The organism is Microbacterium oxydans, assembly GCF_006540085.1.
Taxonomy (GTDB): Bacteria; Actinomycetota; Actinomycetes; order Actinomycetales; family Microbacteriaceae; genus Microbacterium; species Microbacterium oxydans.
This window is the reverse complement of record NZ_BJOG01000004.1, coordinates 1-20,530: the sequence shown is the minus strand read 5'-3', so window position 1 is coordinate 20,530 and position 20,530 is coordinate 1. Positions and strand designations below refer to the sequence as shown.

General features: G+C 68.6%; 22 protein-coding genes and 2 tRNA genes. 5 read left to right on the top strand and 19 right to left on the bottom strand.

Translation table 11 applies throughout. The features are described 5' to 3' along the window. Window positions 1–4: 4 nt before the first annotated feature. Both MOX01_RS07975 and MOX01_RS07970 read right to left on the bottom strand, forming a co-directional pair. Window positions 5–78 (bottom strand) — tRNA-Pro (locus MOX01_RS07975). 21 nt (window positions 79–99) lie between these two features. Next, window positions 100–169: transfer RNA gene (locus MOX01_RS07970), tRNA-Pro, on the bottom strand. 106 nt (window positions 170–275) lie between these two features. On the opposite strand from MOX01_RS07970, the gene MOX01_RS07965 reads away from it, so the two are divergent. The 5 genes from MOX01_RS07965 (at window position 276) to MOX01_RS07945 (ending at window position 3,938) form a co-directional block, all read left to right on the top strand. After that, on the top strand, window positions 276–866 hold the full coding sequence (locus tag MOX01_RS07965; protein ID WP_061017973.1) for a GNAT family N-acetyltransferase: 591 nt from the start codon (window positions 276–278) through the stop codon (window positions 864–866). Between the two features lie 33 nt (window positions 867–899). Further along, window positions 900–1,355: a hypothetical protein gene (locus MOX01_RS07960; RefSeq protein ID WP_058633023.1), complete on the top strand. Its 456-nt coding sequence runs from the start codon at window positions 900–902 to the stop codon at window positions 1,353–1,355. Continuing rightward, on the top strand, window positions 1,352–2,077 hold the full coding sequence (locus tag MOX01_RS07955) for a lysoplasmalogenase (protein ID WP_230977927.1): 726 nt from the start codon (window positions 1,352–1,354) through the stop codon (window positions 2,075–2,077). The genes MOX01_RS07960 and MOX01_RS07955 overlap by 4 nt, the downstream gene beginning before the upstream one ends. Further along, the gene (locus tag MOX01_RS07950) at window positions 2,077–2,448 is read left to right on the top strand and encodes an RNA-binding S4 domain-containing protein (protein ID WP_174799764.1); all 372 of its coding nucleotides are present in this window, start codon (window positions 2,077–2,079) and stop codon (window positions 2,446–2,448) included. Before MOX01_RS07955 ends, MOX01_RS07950 begins: the two co-directional genes overlap by 1 nt. Before the next feature lie 62 nt (window positions 2,449–2,510). Next, window positions 2,511–3,938 carry an HNH endonuclease signature motif containing protein gene (locus MOX01_RS07945; RefSeq protein ID WP_141369225.1) on the top strand — a complete coding sequence of 476 codons (1,428 nt, stop codon included), beginning with the start codon at window positions 2,511–2,513 and terminating at the stop codon, window positions 3,936–3,938. A gap of 51 nt (window positions 3,939–3,989) precedes the next feature. On the opposite strand, the gene MOX01_RS07940 is transcribed toward MOX01_RS07945, so the two are convergent. From MOX01_RS07940 to MOX01_RS07865, 17 genes are all read right to left on the bottom strand, one after another. Further along, window positions 3,990–4,895 (bottom strand): NUDIX domain-containing protein, encoded by a 906-nt coding sequence (locus MOX01_RS07940; RefSeq protein WP_141369223.1) that lies wholly within the window; start codon window positions 4,893–4,895, stop codon window positions 3,990–3,992. A 61-nt stretch (window positions 4,896–4,956) separates the two neighbouring features. Then, entirely contained in the window at window positions 4,957–6,429 is a 1,473-nt protein-coding gene (gene der, locus MOX01_RS07935; protein WP_218867908.1) for a ribosome biogenesis GTPase Der, read from the bottom strand. A gap of 40 nt (window positions 6,430–6,469) precedes the next feature. Continuing rightward, a complete protein-coding gene (gene cmk / locus MOX01_RS07930) occupies window positions 6,470–7,189 on the bottom strand; it encodes a (d)CMP kinase (RefSeq protein ID WP_113681019.1) in 720 nt (239 codons plus the stop codon). After that, on the bottom strand, window positions 7,182–8,318 hold the full coding sequence (locus MOX01_RS07925) for a prephenate dehydrogenase (protein WP_141369221.1): 1,137 nt from the start codon (window positions 8,316–8,318) through the stop codon (window positions 7,182–7,184). The genes cmk and MOX01_RS07925 overlap by 8 nt, the downstream gene beginning before the upstream one ends. Next, window positions 8,315–9,157 carry a pseudouridine synthase gene (locus tag MOX01_RS07920; protein ID WP_230977928.1) on the bottom strand — a complete coding sequence of 281 codons (843 nt, stop codon included), beginning with the start codon at window positions 9,155–9,157 and terminating at the stop codon, window positions 8,315–8,317. Before MOX01_RS07920 ends, MOX01_RS07925 begins: the two co-directional genes overlap by 4 nt. Further along, window positions 9,154–9,762 (bottom strand): SMC-Scp complex subunit ScpB, encoded by a 609-nt coding sequence (gene scpB / locus MOX01_RS07915; RefSeq protein WP_141369219.1) that lies wholly within the window; start codon window positions 9,760–9,762, stop codon window positions 9,154–9,156. The genes MOX01_RS07920 and scpB overlap by 4 nt, the downstream gene beginning before the upstream one ends. After that, on the bottom strand, window positions 9,752–10,609 hold the full coding sequence (locus tag MOX01_RS07910; RefSeq protein ID WP_046749373.1) for a segregation and condensation protein A: 858 nt from the start codon (window positions 10,607–10,609) through the stop codon (window positions 9,752–9,754). The genes scpB and MOX01_RS07910 overlap by 11 nt, the downstream gene beginning before the upstream one ends. After that, window positions 10,593–11,426 (bottom strand): ParA family protein, encoded by an 834-nt coding sequence (locus MOX01_RS07905; protein WP_168441067.1) that lies wholly within the window; start codon window positions 11,424–11,426, stop codon window positions 10,593–10,595. The genes MOX01_RS07910 and MOX01_RS07905 overlap by 17 nt, the downstream gene beginning before the upstream one ends. A gap of 194 nt (window positions 11,427–11,620) precedes the next feature. Then, window positions 11,621–12,523, bottom strand: coding sequence for a site-specific tyrosine recombinase XerD (gene xerD, locus MOX01_RS07900; RefSeq protein WP_046749374.1), 903 nt, complete (start codon window positions 12,521–12,523; stop codon window positions 11,621–11,623). 2 nt (window positions 12,524–12,525) lie between these two features. Continuing rightward, window positions 12,526–13,107: an NUDIX domain-containing protein gene (locus MOX01_RS07895; RefSeq protein WP_046749375.1), complete on the bottom strand. Its 582-nt coding sequence runs from the start codon at window positions 13,105–13,107 to the stop codon at window positions 12,526–12,528. Next, window positions 13,100–14,794, bottom strand: coding sequence for a CTP synthase (pyrG, locus tag MOX01_RS07890; RefSeq protein ID WP_046749376.1), 1,695 nt, complete (start codon window positions 14,792–14,794; stop codon window positions 13,100–13,102). The genes MOX01_RS07895 and pyrG overlap by 8 nt, the downstream gene beginning before the upstream one ends. Before the next feature lie 17 nt (window positions 14,795–14,811). Then, window positions 14,812–16,503: a DNA repair protein RecN gene (gene recN / locus MOX01_RS07885; RefSeq protein WP_058633031.1), complete on the bottom strand. Its 1,692-nt coding sequence runs from the start codon at window positions 16,501–16,503 to the stop codon at window positions 14,812–14,814. A 13-nt stretch (window positions 16,504–16,516) separates the two neighbouring features. Continuing rightward, complete coding sequence (locus MOX01_RS07880) at window positions 16,517–17,437, bottom strand: NAD kinase (protein ID WP_046749378.1); 921 nt, start codon at window positions 17,435–17,437, stop codon at window positions 16,517–16,519. Beyond that, entirely contained in the window at window positions 17,434–18,231 is a 798-nt protein-coding gene (locus MOX01_RS07875; protein ID WP_141369217.1) for a TlyA family RNA methyltransferase, read from the bottom strand. The genes MOX01_RS07880 and MOX01_RS07875 overlap by 4 nt, the downstream gene beginning before the upstream one ends. Beyond that, window positions 18,228–18,404 (bottom strand): hypothetical protein, encoded by a 177-nt coding sequence (locus tag MOX01_RS19130; RefSeq protein ID WP_164734087.1) that lies wholly within the window; start codon window positions 18,402–18,404, stop codon window positions 18,228–18,230. The genes MOX01_RS07875 and MOX01_RS19130 overlap by 4 nt, the downstream gene beginning before the upstream one ends. A gap of 51 nt (window positions 18,405–18,455) precedes the next feature. Continuing rightward, the gene (locus tag MOX01_RS07870) at window positions 18,456–19,493 is read right to left on the bottom strand and encodes an HAD-IIA family hydrolase (protein WP_061016417.1); all 1,038 of its coding nucleotides are present in this window, start codon (window positions 19,491–19,493) and stop codon (window positions 18,456–18,458) included. Continuing rightward, window positions 19,493–20,530 (bottom strand): hypothetical protein (locus MOX01_RS07865; RefSeq protein ID WP_230979366.1); only part of this gene is annotated, 1,038 nt, incomplete at its 5' end. The genes MOX01_RS07870 and MOX01_RS07865, both read right to left, overlap by 1 nt.

Sequence of the window (20,530 nt, the reverse complement as noted above, 5' to 3'; positions counted from 1 at the left end):
TCTGTCGGGATGACAGGATTTGAACCTGCGACCCCCTGACCCCCAGTCAGGTGCGCTACCAAGCTGCGCCACATCCCGTGGCATCGATTTTCAGTTATTTCGGGCCGACCGGAGGGGGTGAACCCCTTGACCCCCAGTCAAGTGCGCTACCAAGCTGCGCCACAGCCCGTTGTTCTGCGCTCTCGCGCAGGCAACTCCCCTATCTTAGCCGTATCCGCACCCCCTCCGCGAACCGAGGCGTTGCGAGTGTCGGATGCCCCGCGTAGCGTCGCGTCATGGCGACGATCACGACCGAGCTGGCGACGATGGCGCGCTGGGACGATGTCCAGCACGCGCTCACGGGTGGCGGAGACGGCGCCAGTTGCCAGTGCATCTGGCCGGTGCTGAGCAATAAGGACTGGAACGCGACCACGACGCCGCAGCGCACCGAGATGTTCCGCACCGAGATCGACGAGGGGCCACCTCCAGGGATCGTCGCCTACGTCGATCGCGAGGCTGCCGGTTGGATCCGTATCGGCCCCCGCACGCGCCAAGCCCGGGTTCCTCGCACGCGTATCATCGCTGCGGCGAGCACCGAGCCGTTCGAAGACGAGTCGGTCTGGGCGGTGACGTGCTTCGTGGTGCGCCGAGAGCACCGTGGCAGCGGGCTCAACCTCGAGCTCTTGCGCGCGGCCGTGGAGTACGCCCGAGAATCCGGGGCGCGCCTCATCGAGGGGTATCCCGTCGACACCCGCGGTGAGAAGCAGCGCTCCAACGACCTCTTCCACGGCACTCTCGGAACATTCCTCGCGGCCGGCTTCATGGAACGGGCCGAGCTCAAGCCGGGCCGCACGCTCGTGGCACTCTCCTTCGATGACGACGGATGATCGCAACCGATGAGAAGCCGCTAGCGTGAAGTCATGAGCAACGAGACTCCGACCATCGACGATCCCGAGCTCGGCACGTTCACGCGCGCACGCTCGGAGCTCACCGATGGGACGGTGCTGACACACGATTGGTTCGTCGGCTCGATCTCGGTCCACGGCACCGACCTCGAGCTGATGATGGAAGGCTCGGCCCCTGACGAGGTCGAACCTCTGCTCCCCCGACTGCGGGACACGGTGAAGCGACTCGACATCGTGCGACGCATCGCCACGGATGCCGTCGTCACGAAGTTCAGCGCGGGCGAACCGGGAAGTCTCGAGCTCGACGAGGCCAGCACAGACCTCGCCGTCGAGGCCATCGAAGCGGCCGCCGACGGCACGGTCGTTCTCCATCTGACCGACGGCTGCGGCGAGCACTTCCCCGAGGGATACTGGCCGGCTGTGCATCTCGGTGTCGACGACAGCGTCGTCGAGGTCACCGTCGAATCGTGAACAGCAGCGCCATGAGGGACGGGTCGCAGGCCCCGTCGGTGCCGCGACACGACGACGAGCTCCAGCGGCGCCGCGTGCTCTTCGCCTCCGCGTTCCTCCCCTACACCGTCGTGTCTCTCCTCCACGTCGTCCTGCTGGCGGTCGACAGCCCGCTCGCCGCGCCTACCAAACTGCTCCTGATGCCGCTGCTGGCTGTTCCGGTCGTGGTCTCTGCGCGACGCCTCGTTCCGCGCTCCGCGCTGATCCTGCTGCTTGCCGCCGTGTTCTTCTCCTGGCTCGGCGACGGAGCCGGGACATTCCTCCCCGGCGGCCCCGAACTGCCCCTGATGCTGCTGTTCTTCGGCATCGCCCACGTGGCCTACATCCTGCTCTTCGCACGTCACCTGTCGACCCGGCGCATGCCCTGGTGGGCTCTCGTGTACGCCGGCTGGTGGGTCGCCATGATCGCCGTGCTCGGTCCGCACACCGGTGGCCTTCTCGTCGCCGTCGCTCTCTACGGACTGGTGCTCGCGGGGACCGCCGCCTTCTCCGCGCGCTGCCATCCCGTCATCGCCGTCGGAGGGTCGTTCTTCCTCGCGAGCGACACGATCCTCGCTTTCCGACTCTTCCTCCCCGATTCCCTGCCGCCCTGGAGCAGCCCCGCCGTGATGCTCACCTACACGATCGGGCAGGGACTGATCGTCGCCGGCGCTCTCGTGGCACTGAGGAAGAGCAGTTCCTGATGGATGCCGCACGCATCGACAGCTGGCTCTGGGCTATCCGTGTCTACAAGACGCGCTCGGCGGCGACGACGGCATGCCGCGCGGGGCATGTACGCGTGAACGGAGACAGGGTGAAGGCCGCGCAGCAGATCCGGGTGGGCGACGAGGTCCGCATCAGGATCGCCGGGTTCGATCGAATCCTCTTCGTCCGCCAGCTGCTCGTCAAGCGTGTCGGCGCTCCCGTCGCCGCTCTCGCCTACGACGACCGGACGCCCGAACGAGAGCCTCAGGCAGCACTGGGCGTGCGCGACCGCGGAGCGGGGCGACCGACCAAACGCGAACGACGCGACATCGATCGGTTGCGCGGCCGCAACGATCATCTCCCGAGCTGATATCTCGGCATGCATCGTGGCCGCACCTTCTCGCTTTCGAAGCTTTGTTCTAAACTGAGTGCATGGCGAACGATAAGAAACCCGACCTCGACCTCGATCTCGAAGAACGTCGTCGAGTTCTCGACGCCTGGGTCGCGACCCGTCGCCGCATCGCCGCACTCGAGGCCGAGGCAGCCGAGTTGCTCACGGAGCAGATCGCCATCCACGATGCCGATGTCGCCTCGAGCCCGTTCCACCGCGATGCGATCTACCGGTCGATGGTCGCGGAGTTCTCGGCTGCCGGCCGTCTGCCGAAGGGGTCCATGGAGTTCGCCTTCGCAGACGCCCAGGCACTGGTCGGTCATCTCCCCGCGACCCGCGCTTCGTTCTCGCGCGGCACTGTCAGCGCTGGACACGTTCGCGAGATCGCCAGGGCCAGCGCCATCGTGGCCGAGGCCATCCGCAACCGCAAGATCGATCCGGCAGTCATGGAGCTGTTCGAGACGGCGGTGCTGGTGGTCGCCGAGCAGGACACCGCAGCGCGCACCAAGGCGCACGCTCGACAGGTCGTCGCCGCCCTCGTCGGCGAGACGCTCGTCGACAGACACCGACGTGTGGCCGAGGAACGGTGCGTGACGGTGAAGTCGCTCGACGACGGGCTCGCGCTGCTCACCGCCGTGCTGCCCGAGTGGATCGCCACCGCCATCGCCGACCGACTGAATCAGATGACACGAGCGGTCGTACGCGCCCGCGATGACCGCGATGTCGTTCCTCCGCCCTGGTGGTTCGACGACGGGCGTGAGGGCATCAGCCCCGAGGACATCTCCCTCGACGATCCGGTGTTCGACCTCCTCGATGACCGTGTGATCCGTGGCATCGACGAGAGCACGTTCACGACCGACCCCGACGTCGTGCGCTTCCCGGCGGACACCCGTACGTGGGCACAGACCCAGGCCGACCTCTTCGCTGATCTGCTCCTCACGGCAGACCCGAGCGCCGCACACGGGGACGGCCTCGACGGCATCCAGGCCCGCGTGCAGGTGACGATCGCGGCCAGCACCCTCACCGGCGCTGACGACGACCCGGCGGAGCTCGACGGGCACGGAGCGCTGCACCCCGACGTCGCGCGCGAGCTCGCAGCGCGCAACACGGGCTGGAGCCGCCTGTTCCTCGACCCGTCCGGCATGGTCGTGGAGACCGACACCTATACGCCGACCGAGGGCATGCGGCGTTTCCTCCGCGCGCGCGACCGACACTGCCGGTTCCCGGGATGCCGGATGCCGGTGCACCGCTGCGAGATCGACCACAACCACGATCATGCGAAGGGCGGCACGACCGCGCTCGACAATCTCGCGCACTTCTGCCGGAATCACCACACGCTCAAGCACCCGGACATTCCGGAGGCGCATCGGTGGACCGCTCAGCAGGAGAAAGACGGCAGCGTCACCTGGCACAGCCCACTGGGCCGGGACTACGCCGATTCGCCCCCTCGAAGGGTGATGTTCGTCTGACGCCGGGCTGCCGGGTCGACGGTGACCGGACCGCGACGCAGGGACTCGACGTCAGCCCTGCGCGTCGAGCAACTCGAGCAGCCATCCCGCCGACCTGATGTGCGCGGCGCCCGCGTAATCGGCCCGTTCCCGAAGGCCGCGGTCGCTGGTGACGGCGACGACGGATTCCTCGCGCGCGACCCGACGCTCGATCTCAGCGACGATCGCGTCGTCGCCCTCCGCCTCGGCACGTACCAGGCGGACGGGTCCCGGTTCGTCGGGGATGCCTCGCGCCTGTCCCTCGACCACCAGCGAGACCTCGGGGAACCACACATCTCCCCCGAGCTCCAGCTCCTCGGCGGGAACAGCCAAGCGTTCGAGACGGCTGCGAAGTCGAGCCGCCGCTCCGGCACGGTCCTTCCACCAGCCGTCCGGGACCGAACCGACGACGTTCGCCGCATCCACCACGATCGCAGGACGCGTCCCGAGCAGCGCCCGCAGCGCAGGCCACGACGCCCCGAACCCCGGGTGCAAAGGGCGGGCGTCGACCTCATCCACCGGCACCCATTCCAGGGCGACGCTCTCGGGGTCGCTGATCACCGGCTCGAACGGCACCTGCACGTCGGCGATGACGGTCGTGTACGACCAGATCCCGAGGTCGAGCACGCTCGTGAACCGGGCGCGCACAGCACCGTCGGGCACGCCGGCCTCTTCCTGGGCTTCGCGGACGGCTCCGTCGATCGCGCTCTCCCCCTCGTGCAGCGCCCCGCCGGGAAGCCCCCACGTCCCCCCGAAGTGGCTCCAGGAGACGCGGTGCTGCAGCAGGATCCCGCGCGCGGGATCGTAGGCGAGAAGACCGGCGGCGCCGAAGCGCCCCCAGTACTTCTCCCCCGACTCCGAGATCACCCAGGCATCGCCGGGATTCCGCGGCCCCTCGGGGCGACGCGGCTCACCGGAAGCAGGAGGTACGACAGTCACACACTCAGCCTTTCACAGCATCGGGGCGACGGCACCACGGCGCGACATGCGCCGGAACAGATCAGCGCTGACGCTTCTCGCGCACGCGCATGTTGATCACGATCGGCGTGCCCTCGAACGAGTAGAGCTCGCGCAGACGCCGCTGGATGAACCGGCGGTACCCGGGGTCGAGGAAACCGGTCGTGAACAGCACGAACGTCGGCGGGCGCGTCGATGCCTGCGTACCGAACAGGATGCGCGGCTGCTTGCCTCCACGCAGCGGGTGCGGGTGCTCGGCCACGAGTTCCGCGAGGAACGCGTTGAACTTGCCCGTCGGAATACGACGGTCCCAGTTCTCCAGCGCGGTCTCCAAGGCGGGAACGAGCTTGTCGAGGTGACGCCCGGTCTTCGCGGAGATGTTCACGCGCGGGGCCCAGGCGACGTGTGCGAGGTCCTGCTCGATCTCCCGCTCGAGGTAGCGACGGCGATCGGCGTTCTCGAGGTCGTCGTCGTTGAGGCGGTCCCACTTGTTGAACGCGAGGACCAGTGCACGACCCGACTCCAGCACCAGGTCGATGATGCGCACGTCCTGCTCGCTGATCGACTCGGAGACGTCGAGCACGACGACGGCGACCTCCGCCTTCTCCAGCGCAGCGGAGGTGCGCAGCGACGCATAGAAGTCCGCGCCCTGCGCCATGTGCACGCGACGACGGATGCCGGCGGTGTCGACCAGACGCCACATCTTGCCGCCCAGCTCCACGACCTCGTCGACCGGATCGCGCGTGGTGCCGGCGAGATCGTTGACGACCACGCGCTCCTCGCCGGCCGCCTTGTTCAGCAGCGACGACTTGCCGACGTTCGGGCGACCGAGGATGGCGACCCGGCGGGGTCCGCCGATCTCCTGCTTGGCGACCGCCGAGACCTCGGGAAGCTTCTTCATCACGGCGTCGAGCAGATCGGCGACACCGCGTCCGTGGATGGCGGACACCGGGTGCGGTTCGCCGAGACCGAGGCTCCACAGAGCTGCGGTCTCCGGCTCCTGCCGGGCGTCATCGATCTTGTTGGCGACCAGGAACACGGGCTTGCCGCTCTTGCGCAGCAGCTTCACCACGTGCTCATCGGTGGAGGTCGCACCCACCATGGCGTCGACGACGAACAGCACCAGGTCGGCGAGGTCGATCGCCACCTCCGCCTGCATCGCGACAGAGCGGTCGATGCCGCGGGCGTCCGGCTCCCACCCGCCGGTGTCGACGAGCGAGAAGCGACGGTCTCCCCACTCCGCCTTGTACGTCACGCGGTCGCGGGTCACACCGGGGGTGTCCTCCACGACGGCCTCACGGCGACCGAGGATGCGGTTCACGAGCGCGGACTTGCCCACGTTCGGCCGTCCGACGATCGCCACCACGGGAAGTGCGGGACTGTAGTGGATGCCGTCCTCGCCGAGCGTGATGCCCGCGAGGAGCTCCGCGTCCTCGTCGTCGAGCTCGTAGTCGGAGAGGCCGGCGCGGAGGGTCTCCGCACGCTGCTCGGCGAGATGCTCGTCGAGCTGGTCCATCTTCTCGGCGAGCTGGTCGGGGCCGCCTTCGTATTCGTCGTCAGCCACGGGGTGCTCCTTGGATTCGTTCGATCACCGTGAGGACGGCGTCGATGGTCTGGGGGAAATCGAGCTCCGTCGAATCGACGACCTCGACGCCTTCTGCAGCGTTCAGGAAGTCGACGACGGCACTGTCTGAGGCATCGCGCTTGTGCAATGCCGCGGCGACAGCAGCCGCATTCTCGCCGGCGAGTTCACCGGCACGTCGCGCAGCCCGCACTTCGGGGGCTGCGGTGAGAAGGATCCGTACAGGGGCGTCCGGTGCCACCACGGTCGTGATGTCACGTCCCTCCACCACGACGGCGGGATACGACGACTCGGCTACCAGCCGGCGGAAGAGCTCGTTGACCTGTGCTCGCACCTCGGGCACGCGCGCCACGCCGCTCACCGCTCCGGAGACTCGCGGGTCGCGGATGGCCTCGGTGACCTCCACGTCTCCGACGAGCACCGTGCGGTCGTCGGGGTCGAGGCCCAGTCGCACGGGGAAGTCGGTCGCCGCAGCGAGGACGGCCTCGGAGTCGTCCGTGTCGGCCCCGCGGTCGAGCACATGCCAAGCGAGCGCACGGTAGGCGGACCCGGTGTCGAGGTACCCGAAGCCGAGCTTGCGCGCCACAGCCTTGGAAACGCTGGACTTGCCGGAGCCGGCGGGGCCGTCGATCGCGATGAACTTTTGTGCGTCGGTCACGTGCGCCTCCGCGGCGGAGAATGAGATGTCAGTCATTGGTGCTCCCCGCGATACGCCAGCCGCGTTCCTGGAGCCCGGTGATCGCGCCGTGCAGAGCCGCCGGGTCGACGCTGATCTCGGCGAGGCCGAACTGCGCTCCCGGCGAATGCTCGAGGCGCAGGTCCTCGACGTTGACTCCGAGTTCACCCAGCTCGCCGAAGAGCCGCCCGAGTTGCCCGGCGGTGTCGTCGATCATGACGACGAGGGTGTCGAAGCGCTGGTTCTGTCCATGCTTGCCGGGAAGACGCTCGACCCCGTCGTTGCCCTGGCGGATGGTCTCGGCTACCGTGCGGCGGGCGCCGGGGGCGGCCGGATCGCGCAGGGCGTCGGAGATCTCACCGAGGTCGGAAGCGAGGGCATCGAGGATCTCGACCACCGGTTCGGCGTTCGCCCCGAGGATCTGCACCCAGAGTTCCGGTGCCGACGCAGCGATGCGCGTCGTGTCGCGGACGCCCTGGCCCGCGAGACGGAGCGCCCCTTCCTCGGCCTCTGCGAGGCGACCGGCGAGCAGACTCGCCACCACCTGCGGCACATGCGAGATCAGCGCGACAGAACGGTCGTGCTCCTCCGGGGTCATCTCGAGCGGCGTCGCTCCCACATCGAGGGCGAGGGCCTCGACGAGCGCGAGATCGGAAGCTTTCGTCTCCGCGTCTCGGCACACGACCCAGGGGCGTCCGATGAAGAGGTCAGCGCGAGCAGAGATCGCCCCACCGCGCTCACGGCCGGCGAGGGGATGCGAGCCGATGTAGCGGGCGAGGTCCACGCCGCGCGTCTGAAGAGTGCGGAACGGCTCGAGCTTCACACTGGCGACATCGGTGACCACCGCCTGCGGGAACCGCTCGAGCTCGGCCTGGATCACGTCTGCCGTGACATCGGGCGGAACGGCGACCACCACGAGAGAGGGGGCGTCGTCCTCCGCCGCGATCCGGCCGGCGCCGTAGTCGACCGCGAGGCGCAGTTGGGCCGGCGAGGCGTCGGACAGCACCACGTCGACGCCCTTCGCACGGAGGGCATGACCGATGCTCGCGCCGAGGAGGCCCGCGCCGACGATGCGGACGGTCCCGGAGAGACGCGGCGCGACGAAGCCCGCTCTCCGCCCCGCGGGCGCACTCGTCGTATCGGTCATTCGCTCTCCTGCTCGCCTGGCGCCTCGGCGACACCGGAATCACGGCGCGACAGGGTCAAAAGCGCGCCGAGTTCGATTTTACTCAGTTCCCGCGTCTTTCCGGCCGGGAGGGTTCCCAGGTGGAGCGGACCGAACTGTCGACGGACCAGTTCCGTGACCGGGTGGCCGACGGCCGCGAGCATCCGACGGACGATGCGGTTGCGACCGGAGTGCAGTGTCAACTCCACCAGGCTCGACCCTCGTGAGGTGTCCAGGAGCCGCGCCTTGTCGGCGGCGATCGGTCCGTCCTCCAGTTCGATGCCCTTGGTGAGCTTCGAGATCGTCTGTGGCAGCACCGTTCCCTCGACCTTCGCGATGTACACCTTGGTCACGCCGAACGACGGGTGCGCCAGCACATGAGCGAGCGCGCCGTCGTTGGTCAGGATGAGCAGACCGCTCGTCTCGGCATCCAGCCGTCCGACGTTGTACAGCCGCTCCTCGTAGTCGGCGGTGAACCGGCGCAGATCGGGGCGGCCATTCTCGTCCTTCATGCTGCTCACGACACCGGTGGGCTTGTTGAGCATGACGTAGCGCTTCGAGACGTCGAGCTGCACGGCGGTGCCGTCAACGTCGACGAGGTCGTTCTCCGGGTCGATCCGTCTCCCGAGTTCGGAGACCACGATGCCGTTGACGCGGATGCGGCCTTCGGTGATGTACTGCTCGACCACGCGGCGTGAAGCGACTCCTGCAGCGGCGAGCACCTTCTGCAGGCGCACGCCTTCGGGTGCAGCCCCGGAATCGTTCGAGGCGGTGTTCGAGGCTGCGTTCGAGGCGGTGTTCGAGGCGTCGTGGCCGGTCATCGGATGGTCCCTTCGTCGAATCCGTCTGCGCCATCGTCGAGCAGCGGGGAGATCGGGGGCAGCTCGTCGAGGGAGTTGATGCCCAGATGCTGGAGGAGCGCGTCGGTGGTGCCGTAGTTGATCGCACCGGTCTCGGAGTCTGCGAACAATTCGGTGATCAGTCCACGAGCGACGAGCGTACGGACGACGGAGTCCACGTTCACCGCGCGGATGGAGGCGACCTGGCTGCGCGTGACCGGCTGCTTGTAGGCGATGACGGCAAGGGTCTCCAGGGCGGCCTGCGAGAGACGTGCGGGAGCCTGACCGCCGATGAATGCCGCCACCACGTCGTCGAGCTCTTCCCTGACGTAGAGACGCCACCCGCCGCCGACCTCCCGAAGCTCGAAACCGCGTCGCGGTCCCTTCCCGCGCCCGTCGTAGTCCTCGACCAGCATCTCCAGGGTCTGGCGCACGGCAGGAACCGGCGAGCCGACCGCGGCGGCCAGGGCGATGAGACCGATCGGCTCATCCACGATGAAGAGGATCGCCTCGATCCGCTCGGTCAGAGGAATCTCCTCGGCACCGGCCAGGTCGGCGTTCGTCTCGTCCGTCACATCATCGGTCATAGTCGGCTCCCAGGGTCGCCAGCGTCTCATCCGACCAGGAGTCGGCTGCCCAGCGCAGCGTCAGCTCGCCGAGCGGTTCCAGTTGTTCGAACGACAGCGCCGCGTGCCGGTAGAGCTCCAGCACCGAGATGAACCGTGCCACGACGATGCCCGGCTCGGTCACGCCGGCCACGAGTTCGCGGAAACTCACCGACTCGGTGCCGCGCAGCAGCGTCACCACGATCGCCGCCTGCTCTCGGATGCTGACCAGGGGCGCGTGCAGGTGATCGAGCCCGACGTGCGGGATCTCCTTCGGGGCGAAGGCCAGGAGGGCGAGAGCGGCGAAGTCGTCGACGCTCAAGGACCACACGAGCTCCGGCGTCTGACGTCGGTGCTTCTCCTCCAGACGGACAGCGCGCACGTGACGACGGTCCTCGCGCTGCAGACAGCGGGCGAACCAGGTCGAGACCTCCTTGAAGGCCCGATACTGCAGCAGGCGTGCGAACAACAGGTCGCGCGCCTCGAGCAGAGCCACCGCCTCGGCATCGACCAGCTCGCCCTGAGGGAGAAGACCGGCGACCTTCATGTCGAGCAAGGTCGCGGCCACGACCAGGAACTCGGACGCCTGATCGAGGTCCTCGTCGTCGTCGAGTTGGCCGAGGTACGCGATGAACTCGTTGGTGACCGCGCTCAGCGATACCTCGGTGATGTCCATCTCGTGCTTCGAGATGAGGTTCAGCAACAGGTCGAAGGGGCCGTCGAAGTTCGACAGCGAGACCGTGAAGCCGCTGGCTTCGGCGGACGCTCCTTCGTCTGCGCTCTCCTGGAGCGACGGGTCGACGGGTGCTTCGTCAGGCGACGGCGCCACGGGCGACCAGCTCCCGCGCCAGCCGCAGATACGCCTGAGCGGCGGCATGCTCGGGGGCGAACTCGGTGATCGGCACGCCCGACACGGAGGCGTCAGGGAACTTCACGGTGCGGCCGATCACGGTTTCCAGCACATCGTCGCCGAATGCCTCGACCACACGTTCGAGCACCTCACGGGAGTGCAGCGTGCGCGGGTCGTACATCGTCGCCAGCAGGCCGTCCATCGTGATCGAAGGGTTGAGCCGGTCGCGGACCTTGTCGATCGTCTCGATCAGCAGCGCGACCCCGCGCAAGGCGAAGAACTCGCACTCGAGCGGGATGATCACGCCGTGGGCCGCCGTCAGCGCGTTCACGGTGAGGATGCCGAGCGAAGGCTGGCAGTCGATCAGGATGACGTCGTACTCCCCCGCCACCTGGCGCAGGACGCGGGCGAGGATCGTCTCTCGCGCGACCTCGTTGACGAGGTGCACCTCGGCAGCGGAGAGATCGATGTTCGCCGGCATGACATCGAGGCCCTCGACACTCGAGTGCACGATCGCATCGTGGGCGTCGCGCTTGGTGTCCAACAGCAAGTCGTAGATCGTCGGCACGTCGTGGGTGGGGATACCGAGGCCCGCAGAGAGCGCACCCTGGGGATCGAAGTCGACCGCCAGCACCTTCCGGCCGTATTCGGCCAGCGACGCGGCGAGGTTGATCGACGTGGTCGTCTTGCCGACGCCGCCCTTCTGGTTGCACAGCGCGATGATGCGTGCAGGGCCGTGGGACTTCAGCGGCTCGGGGATCGGGAAGCCGTGATACGGACGGCCGGTGGGTCCCATGGGGGTCTCGTCGGCCTTCTGCGCCTTCGCCCTGGACTTCGCCACTTTCTCAGCCACCCGTTCTCCTGCTCCGTCGTGCTTGGTCGATTGTACCGGCCGTGCGGTTCTCCGGCCGCCTCGGCACGCGGCAGAGCGATCGGCGAGCGGCAGAGCGATCGGCGCGCGGCAGAGCGACCGGGCCGGTGCGGCACCCCTCATCGGGCGCGCGGGTGCGACGTCGCGTAGATGTCGCGGAGCGCGTCGACGGAGACGTGGGTGTAAATCTGCGTCGTCGCGACCGACGAATGCCCGAGGAGCTCCTGGACCACGCGCACATCCGCCCCACCCTGCAGGAGATGCGTCGCGAACGAGTGCCGCAGGGTGTGCGGGGAGACGTCGACCGTGATCTCCGCTCTCTCGGCGGCAGCGCGGATGACGAGCCAGGCGCTCTGGCGTGAGAGCGGGGCGCCCCGAGCGCCGAGGAACAGTCGGGCAGAGGCACGTCCCTTGGCCGCCAGTCCCGGACGCACGCGCGTCAGGTACGCGTCCACGGCGGCGCGCGCGTAGGAGCCCACCGGCACGATGCGCTCCTTGGCCCCCTTCCCCCGCAGTCGCAGCACGTCGCCGTGTGCCAGGTCGTCCACGTCGAGGTCGATGGCCTCCGACACCCGGGCTCCGGTCGCATACAGGAGTTCGAGCAGCGCGCGATCGCGGATGCCGAGCGGGTCCTCGGGCGATGGCGCGGCGAGAAGGCGCTCGACCTGCTCGATGGTCAGGGCTTTGGGGAGCCGTCGCGGCGCCTTGGGCGGGCGGAGCCGGCCGCTGGGGTCGTCAGCCTCGATGCCCTCGCGTGCCAGGAAGCGGTGCCAGCCCCGGACCGACGACTGCAGGCGCGCGAGGCTCGTCGAGGCGGGCGGCGGCTGGGCAGATGCCCGCTCCGCGATGAACCGGTCGATCACGGCAGGGGTCACTTCAGCCGTGTCGGCGATCCCTTCTGCGACCAACCACTCCTGATAGACGCCGAGGTCACGCCGGTACGCCGCGACCGTGTGGGCACTCAGGCCCCGCTCGACCGTGACATGACGCAGGTAGGCGTCCAGGGCGCGCTCGAGCTGCATCGTCAGTCCCGGTCGCGCAGCCTCTGCGATGCCGCGAGCACCCCGATGGCGAGGATGCCGTTGCGCATCCGCCCCTCGAGCACCGCCGAGACGGCGTCCGAAAGCGGCACCCACGCCACCCGGATGTCCGCCTCCTCGTCCTCCCGGTCGTGTGCCGCGTCAGCCGAGGAGACCCCGGTCGCGAGGAACACGTGGATGATCTCGTCGTTCCCGCCCGGAGTCGTCCAGGAGGAGACCAGGGGTTCCCAGCGCTCGGCAACGAGGTCGGCCTCTTCGGCGAGCTCCCGCCGGGCTGCGGCAAGAGGCTCCTCCCCCTCCACATCCAGCAGTCCTGCAGGGAGCTCCCAATCCCGATGCCGAATCGGGTGACGGTACTGCTGGATCAGCAGGACGCGCCCCTCATCGTCCAGGGCGACGATCGCCACCGCGCCGGTGTGATCGACGTACTGTCGGACGATCTCACCGTCTCCGTAGCGCACACGGTCGGAGCGGACGTCCCAGACCCTGCCGCGGTATACGAGATCGCTGTGAAGGACCTCCGGTTCGAACGGCTCGTCGCGGAGGTCCTGCGGCGACTCAGTCATCCGCGCTGACGTCGAACAGCTCGCTCGCGCGGTTCCGCTCGATCGCTGCGCCGACCAGTCCGCGGAACAGCGGGTGCGGAGCGGTCGGACGCGAGCGCAGCTCGGGGTGCGCCTGAGTGGCGATGTAGTACGGGTGCACGTCGCGGGGAAGCTCGACGTACTCGACGAGGTCGAGCTCCGGGTTGAGACCGGAGAACACCAGTCCGGCCTCCGAGAGACGGTCACGATAGGCGTTGTTCACCTCGTAGCGGTGACGGTGGCGCTCGGAGGCTTCGGGCGCACCGTACAGTTCACGGGCGAGCGATCCTTCGGCGAGGGCGGCCTGGTACAGACCGAGGCGCATGGTGCCCCCGAGGTCGCCTCCGTCCAGGATGTCGACCTGCTCGGCCATCGTGGCGATGACGGGCTCCGCCGTCTCCGGGTCGAACTCGCTCGAGGATGCACCTTCGATGCCGGCGACGTCGCGTGCGTACTCGATGACCATGCACTGCAGGCCGAGGCACAGGCCGAGCGTCGGGATGCCCTGCTCACGCGCGAACTTCAGCGCGCCGAGCTTGCCCTCGATGCCGCGGATGCCGAAGCCTCCCGGCACGCAGATGCCGTCGAGCTGGGCCAGCTGCTCCCTGGCGCCCTCCGGGGTCTCGCAGAGGTCGGAGGGGATCCAGCGGATGTTGACCTTGGTCTCCTGTGCGAAGCCTCCGGCCTTGAGAGCCTCGGTCACCGAGAGATAGGCATCGGGGAGGTCGATGTACTTGCCCACCAGGCCGATCGTCACCTCGTGCTTGGGGTTGTGCACCGCGTGCAGCACCTTGTTCCAGCGTGTCCAGTCGACGTCGGCCGCCTTCTGGTCGAGGCCGAGGCGGCGCACGATGTACGAGTCGAGTCCCTGCTCGTTCAGCGTCGAGGGGATGTCGTAGATGCTCGGCAGGTCGACGGTGTTGATGACGCCCTCGACATCGACGTCGCACATCAGCGCGATCTTGTTGCGGTTGCTCGCGCTGACCGGGCGGTCGCTGCGGAGCACCAGGGCGTCCGGCTGGATGCCGACCTGGCGCAGGGCCGCCACGGAATGCTGCGTCGGCTTGGTCTTCTGCTCCCCCGAGGCGCCCATGAAGGGCACGAGCGACACGTGCACGAAGAACACGCTGTCGCGGCCGAGCTCGTGACGCAGCTGGCGCGCGGACTCGAGGAACGGCTGCGACTCGATGTCGCCGACGGTGCCGCCGACCTCGGTGATGATCACGTCGGGACGCGGGTCTTCCGACGCCTGCAGGCGCATCCGGCGCTTGATCTCGTCCGTGATGTGCGGAATGACCTGCACCGTGTCGCCGAGGTACTCGCCGCGACGCTCGCGGGCGATCACCTGCGAGTAGATCTGGCCAGTGGTGACGTTGGCCGCCTCCGACAGGTTGATGTCGAGGAAGCGCTCGTAGTGGCCGATGTCGAGATCGGTCTCGGCGCCGTCGTCCGTCACGAACACCTCGCCATGCTGGAACGGGTTCATCGTGCCCGGATCGACGTTCAGGTACGGGTCGAGCTTCTGCATCACGACGCGCAGGCCGCGGGCCGTGAGGAGGTTTCCGAGGCTGGCCGCCGTCAGTCCCTTGCCCAAAGACGAAACGACACCACCAGTCACGAAGATGTGCTTGGTCGTGTCGTTCTTGGGTCCCGCAGAAGAAGAGTTCATCACGGGCTTCGATCCTATCAGGCGGTGGGCACTCGGAGGCTGAGAAGTTCACGCGCGTGGGTCAGAGCGGCGTCGGAATCGGTGAGCCCCGACAGCAGACGTGCCATCTCGGCTTCGCGCTCCTCCCCCTCCAGACGCCGCACGCTGGAAGCCGTGACCGCGCCGTCATTGGCCTTCACGACCGACAGGTGGTTGTTGGCGAAAGCTGCGACCTGCGCGAGATGTGTGACCGCGATGACCTGCGACTTCTCGGCGAGTCGGGCGAGTCGGCGTCCGACCTCGATGGCCGCAGCGCCGCCGATGCCCGCGTCGACCTCGTCGAACACGAACGTCGGAACCGGGTCGGTCGCGGCGATCACGACCTCGATGGCCAGCATGACACGGGAGAGCTCGCCACCAGAGGCTCCCTTCGAGACCGATCGCGGCTCGGCGCCGGGGTGGGGCGCGAGGAGGATCGCGACATCATCTCGGCCGTGGGCGCTCTCGGTGCCCTCGGAGACCGCGACTTCGAGGCGGGCGTCCGGCATGGCGAGAGCGTGGAGCTCCTCCGTCACAGCGGCGCCCAGACGAGAAGCCGCCTCGGTGCGCACCGCAGTCAGTGCATCGGCGTGCGCGTCGAGCTCGACCCTGGCCGCATCGCGCTCGGCGATCAGCCTTTCGATGCGGTCACCGTCGTCGTCGAGCTCGGCCAGCCGCGCGGATCCGGTCTGCCAGAGAGTCAGAGCCTCATCGAGCGAGCCGTGGGCACGGATCAGGGTCCCGAGCGCCGCACGCCGCTCTTCGACCGCCGCGAGCTCATGCGGACCGGTCTCGTCGAGGTCGGCGAGATAGGCGGAGAGAAGCCCCGCCGTGTCGGCGATCCGGTAGCCGATGTCGGCGAGGTTCTCCCCGATCTCGGTCAACTTGGCATCAGAGGCTCGTTCGAGCACGCGACGTGCCTCCGCGACGAGCGCCGCGGCATCGGGCTCGCCGTCTTCGCTCGACAGCGCGGCGTGGGCGAGAGATGCTGCGAGACGCAGCTCCTCGGCGTTGGCGAGACGCTCGGAGCGCTCGGTGAGCTCCTGGTCCTCCCCCGGCTCCGGCGCGGTCGCCTCGATCAGTGCGATGGCCTCCCGCAGTCGCGTGGCTTCTTCGGCCCGCCGATCCCGGTTCTCGGTGATCTCCGAGATCTCGGCGTCGAGCGCACGCCAACGAGCGAAAGCGGCCGCATAGGTGTTCACGGCTTCCGCGATCGGAGCACCACCGAAACGATCGAGCGCATCGCGCTGGGCGGTCGCTGATCGCAGCCGCAGCTGCTCGGACTGGCCGTGGACCACGACAAGCTCTTCCGCGAGCGAAGAGAGTACTCCCGCCGGAGCGGCGCGGCCACCCACACTCGCGCGGGAGCGCCCTTCCGCGCTCAGCGTGCGCGACACGTAGAGTTCGGCGCTGCCGCCACCCGCGGGCTCCAGCTCTCCGCCGGCGTCGGCGACGATCTCTGCGACGCTGCCCTCTTCGGGGACGATCCACACGCCGGCGACCGATGCCTGCGACGCACCGGCGCGCACCGCCCCGGAATCGGCGCGCTGGCCGAGGAGCAGCCCGAGTCCGGTGACGACCATGGTCTTGCCCGCACCGGTCTCACCCGTGACCGCGGTGAAGCCGGGGCCCAGCGGCAGAACGGCATCGGCGATGACGCCGAGCCCCTGCATCCGCATCTCCTCGATCATGACGACCTCTCGCTCACGACGTCGCTTCCGTCGCCTGGCCACGCCACCCGGCGACGGGCAGCTGGAACTTGCGCACGAGACGGTCCGTGAAGGCCGTGGGGTGCAGGCGCGCGAGCCGCACGGGACGTGAAGAACGACGCACCACCACACGAGCGCCCGGCGGCAGTTCGTGCGAACGGCGTCCGTCGCACCACAGGATGCCGGAGCCGTCCGTGCGCTCGAGCATCTCGATCGCGACCGACGCGTCCGGGCTGACCACCAACGGCTTGGCGAACAGCGCGTGCGCAGACAGCGGCACCACGGCGATTGCCTCCACACTGGGCCAGATCACGGGGCCTCCCGCCGAGAAGTTGTAGGCGGTCGATCCGGTCGGAGTGGACACGACCATGCCATCGCAGCCGAAGCTCGACAGGGGGCGTCCATCGATCTCCAGCACGATCTCGATCATCCGCTCACGGCTGGCCTTCTCGACCGTCGCCTCGTTGAGCGCCCAGGTCTCGTAGACGACCGTGCCATCGACATCTTTGACCCGCACCGACAGCGCGAGCCGTTCTTCGACCTCGTAGTCGCGATCGATCACACGGCGCACCGCTTTGTCCATGTCATCGCGGTCGATCTCCGCGAGGAAGCCCACATGCCCCATGTTGATGCCGAGCACGGGTGCGCCGCTGTCCCGCACCAGTTCCGCGGCTCGCAGGATCGTCCCGTCCCCGCCCAGCACGATCGCCAGCTCGAGGTCGGCCGGGTCGACGGAACGCCCGAGCACGTCGGTGTCGACGAAGAACGGGTCGACGGCCGCGAGGTCCTCGTGATCGTCGACGGCCAGAACGGGTCGCGCTCCGGCCTCTCGAAGAGCGTCGATCACCCGACGGGCGGCCTCGACGGTGTCGACACGGCCCGCGTGAGCGACGACCAGGATGCAGCGCTCGTTCATCGTCCTCCTGCCAGTCGGTTGATGGTGTCCAGCCATTCTGTCGGATTGCTGCCCCGCCCCGGGGCGAGGTGCACGAGATACTCCGCGTTCCCGTGCGTACCGAGAATCGGGGAGGGAAGGATCCCGAGCATGCCGAGTCCCAGATCCCACGCGCTCCACACCGTTCTGGCGACGGCGTCGGCGCGCGTTGCGGGGTCGGTGACCAGACCGCCGCGGACGGCTGTGCGCCCGACTTCGAACTGGGGTTTCACGAGCAGGAGGATGTCGGAGTCCGGCACTGCCACGGCGGCGACGGCCGGAAGCACGAGTTCGAGGGAGATGAACGAGAGGTCGCCGACGATGAGATCGGGTGCCGCCGTCTCGCCGGTCGCCGCGGTGAGGTTCTCGCGTGTCATGTGACGGACGTTGTAGCCCTCGACGGCGATGACGCCGGGGTCGGCGGCGATGGACGGAGCGAGTTGCCCGTGCCCGACGTCGACAGCGAGGACCGTGCGCGCGCCGCGTTCGCGCAGCACCTGCGTGAATCCGCCGGTGGATGCGCCCATGTCGAGCGCGAGACGCCCCTGCACCGGGACGGCGAAGCCGTCGAGACCCGCGATGAGCTTGTGCGCGGCCCTGCCGACGTAGTGGTCGGCTCCGGCGATCGTGATCTCGGCCCCCTCGCCGACCGACGTCGACGCCTTCACGACCGGTCGGCCATCGACACTGACGAGCCCCTCTGAGATGAGGGTCGCCGCGTGGGTGCGCGAACGGGCGAGTCCTCGGGAGGCGAGGGCGGCGTCGAGTCGCGTCATCGGGATCCCGACGTCTCCCGCTGCTCGACCTTCGCACCGGTCTCGAGGCGACGGGAGAGCTCGTCGTGCAGCGCAGAATACGCGTCGGCACGGGCGGGAAGCGGCTGACCCTCGATCAGGCGCAGCCGACTCCACAGACCATCGGTCGGTGCGCTCGTCGTCTCATCGCTCACGGTTCTACTGTACGCGGCCCCTCCGACGCAGGAGGGCGCCACGCGACGGCGTCAGGGGCGGTGGAACGGATCCTCGTAGAGACGCTCGGGAACCCGCAGCACGAACACGGGCGTTCCCGAAGCCCAGATGGCGGCAGCGCCCGCCCGCAGGAGATCGATCTGCTCTGCGGACTCCGCCACGATCTCGACATCGGCACCGGTGACACGCACGGCGGCGCCGTTGACACGGAAGACGCCGTCCTGCTGAGTCACTTCAGGGTACGGAAGATGCAGCTCGCGCAGGTCGCCGAGGATGTACGTAGGACGCGACCCCTCCGGTGCCGCCAGCACATGCTTCGGCCGATCGATGCCCGTGAGCACCAGAGCGGAGTCGATGCCCGCCCGGCTGGCGCCCATGATGTCGGTGTCCAGACGGTCACCGATGAAAAGCGCCTTCGTCGCACCGAAGCGTGCGAGCGCCTCCTGGAAGATCGGCTCCTCCGGCTTCCCCGCGACGGTCGCGAGCCGGCCGATCGCGGTGTGGACAGCGGAGACGAGCGTTCCGTTCCCCGGCGCGACGCCACGCTCCCGAGGAATCGTCCAGTCCGTATTGGTGGCGATCCACGGGATCCCGCCCTCGTCCTCCGGGAGCTTCAATGCGAAGGCCGCCTCAGCGAGATCGGTCCAGGCGACCTCGGGCGCGAAGCCCTGCACCACGGCGCTGGGTGCATCGTCCGCGCTGCGGGTGACCGTGTAACCCGCCTTCTGCACCTCGTCGACGAGCCCGTCACCGCCGATGACCAGGATCGTCGCCGGTGCGGGCACGATCTGGGCCATCAGACGCATCGCGGCCTGCGGGCTGGTGACGACATCCGTCGCCTCGACGTGGAGCCCGAGGCTGCTCAAGTGCTCAGCCACGGACGCGTCGGTCCGCGCAGCGTTGTTGGTGATGTATCCGAGCCGAGCGGACTTCGCCGCCTCGTTGAGACTCTCGACCGCGAACGGCAGTGCCCCGGGACCGGCATAGACCACCCCGTCGAGGTCGGCGAGGACAGTGTCGACACCGTCGAGCGGAGTAGGTGCCGACCGCTTCCGAGAGAACAGCGCCACTACGCCTCCGGCTCCGACTCGTCGTCCTCGTCCGCGTCCTGATCTTCGTCCTGATCCTCGCCGAGCAGCTCGCGCACCTCGTCTTCGACCGAGGGCTCTTCCTCGTCTGATGCGTCGGACTCAGATGAATCGGACTCAGCCGCATCGGACTCAGCTGCATCGGAGTCAGCTGCTTCAGACTCAGCCGCTTCAGACTCAGCTGCATCGGCGTCCGCCTGGGACGCCGCGGCCGAGGCGTCGTCCTCGCCGGGGAACTCGCCCTCGATGAGGCTGTCCTCGATGAAGATCTCTTCGTCGCCCGCTTCGTCGATCCCGAGTGCTTCCGCGGCGACCTCGGCACGGTGCGCCCAGAACTCCGCCTCGTCGGTGCGCCCGAGGTCTTCGAGCACGGCGGCACGGGCAGCGAACAGAGCGGGGCTCCATTCGAACGCGCGATCGGGGTCGAGCTCGGGGATCTCCAGCTCACCGAGCGCGAGCTCGAGATCGCCCTGATCCAGCCGGGCTCCCGACATGGCGATGGCGAGTGCGACGCGGACAGGCGTTTCGAGGGCGGAGCGATCCACTGCACGCCCGGTCTCGAGCGCCCGGTCAGAGCGACCGATACCCCGCTCACTGTCAACCATCAGAGCGATCTGATCGTCCTTACCGGAGATGCGACGGTAGGTGCGCAGTTCGCGCAGCGCGAGAGCGAAGTCCTCCGTGGCGTACGCAGTGATGCCGAGGGTCTCCCGGACGATCGCGATGCGACCGGCGCGTCGGGAGGCGGCCAGTGCGTGCTGGTGGGCGAGCGCAGGATCCTCATCGATGAGCCGTGACGCCATCGCGAGGTGACGGGCGACGTGCTCGGCATTCTCCTTGCTCAGCGTCTTGAGCTCGTTGCGCGCCGCCCCGTTGAGGTCACGCGCGGTGACATCGTCGGGGATGTGGGGCTCATCGAACCGCGGACGCTCGTTGGCGGCCTGCGCCGGCCGCTCCCGACCCGCTCCCCCGCGCTGCGGGAAGGAACGCCCAGCGGAGCGGTCGCCGCCCTCGCGGTT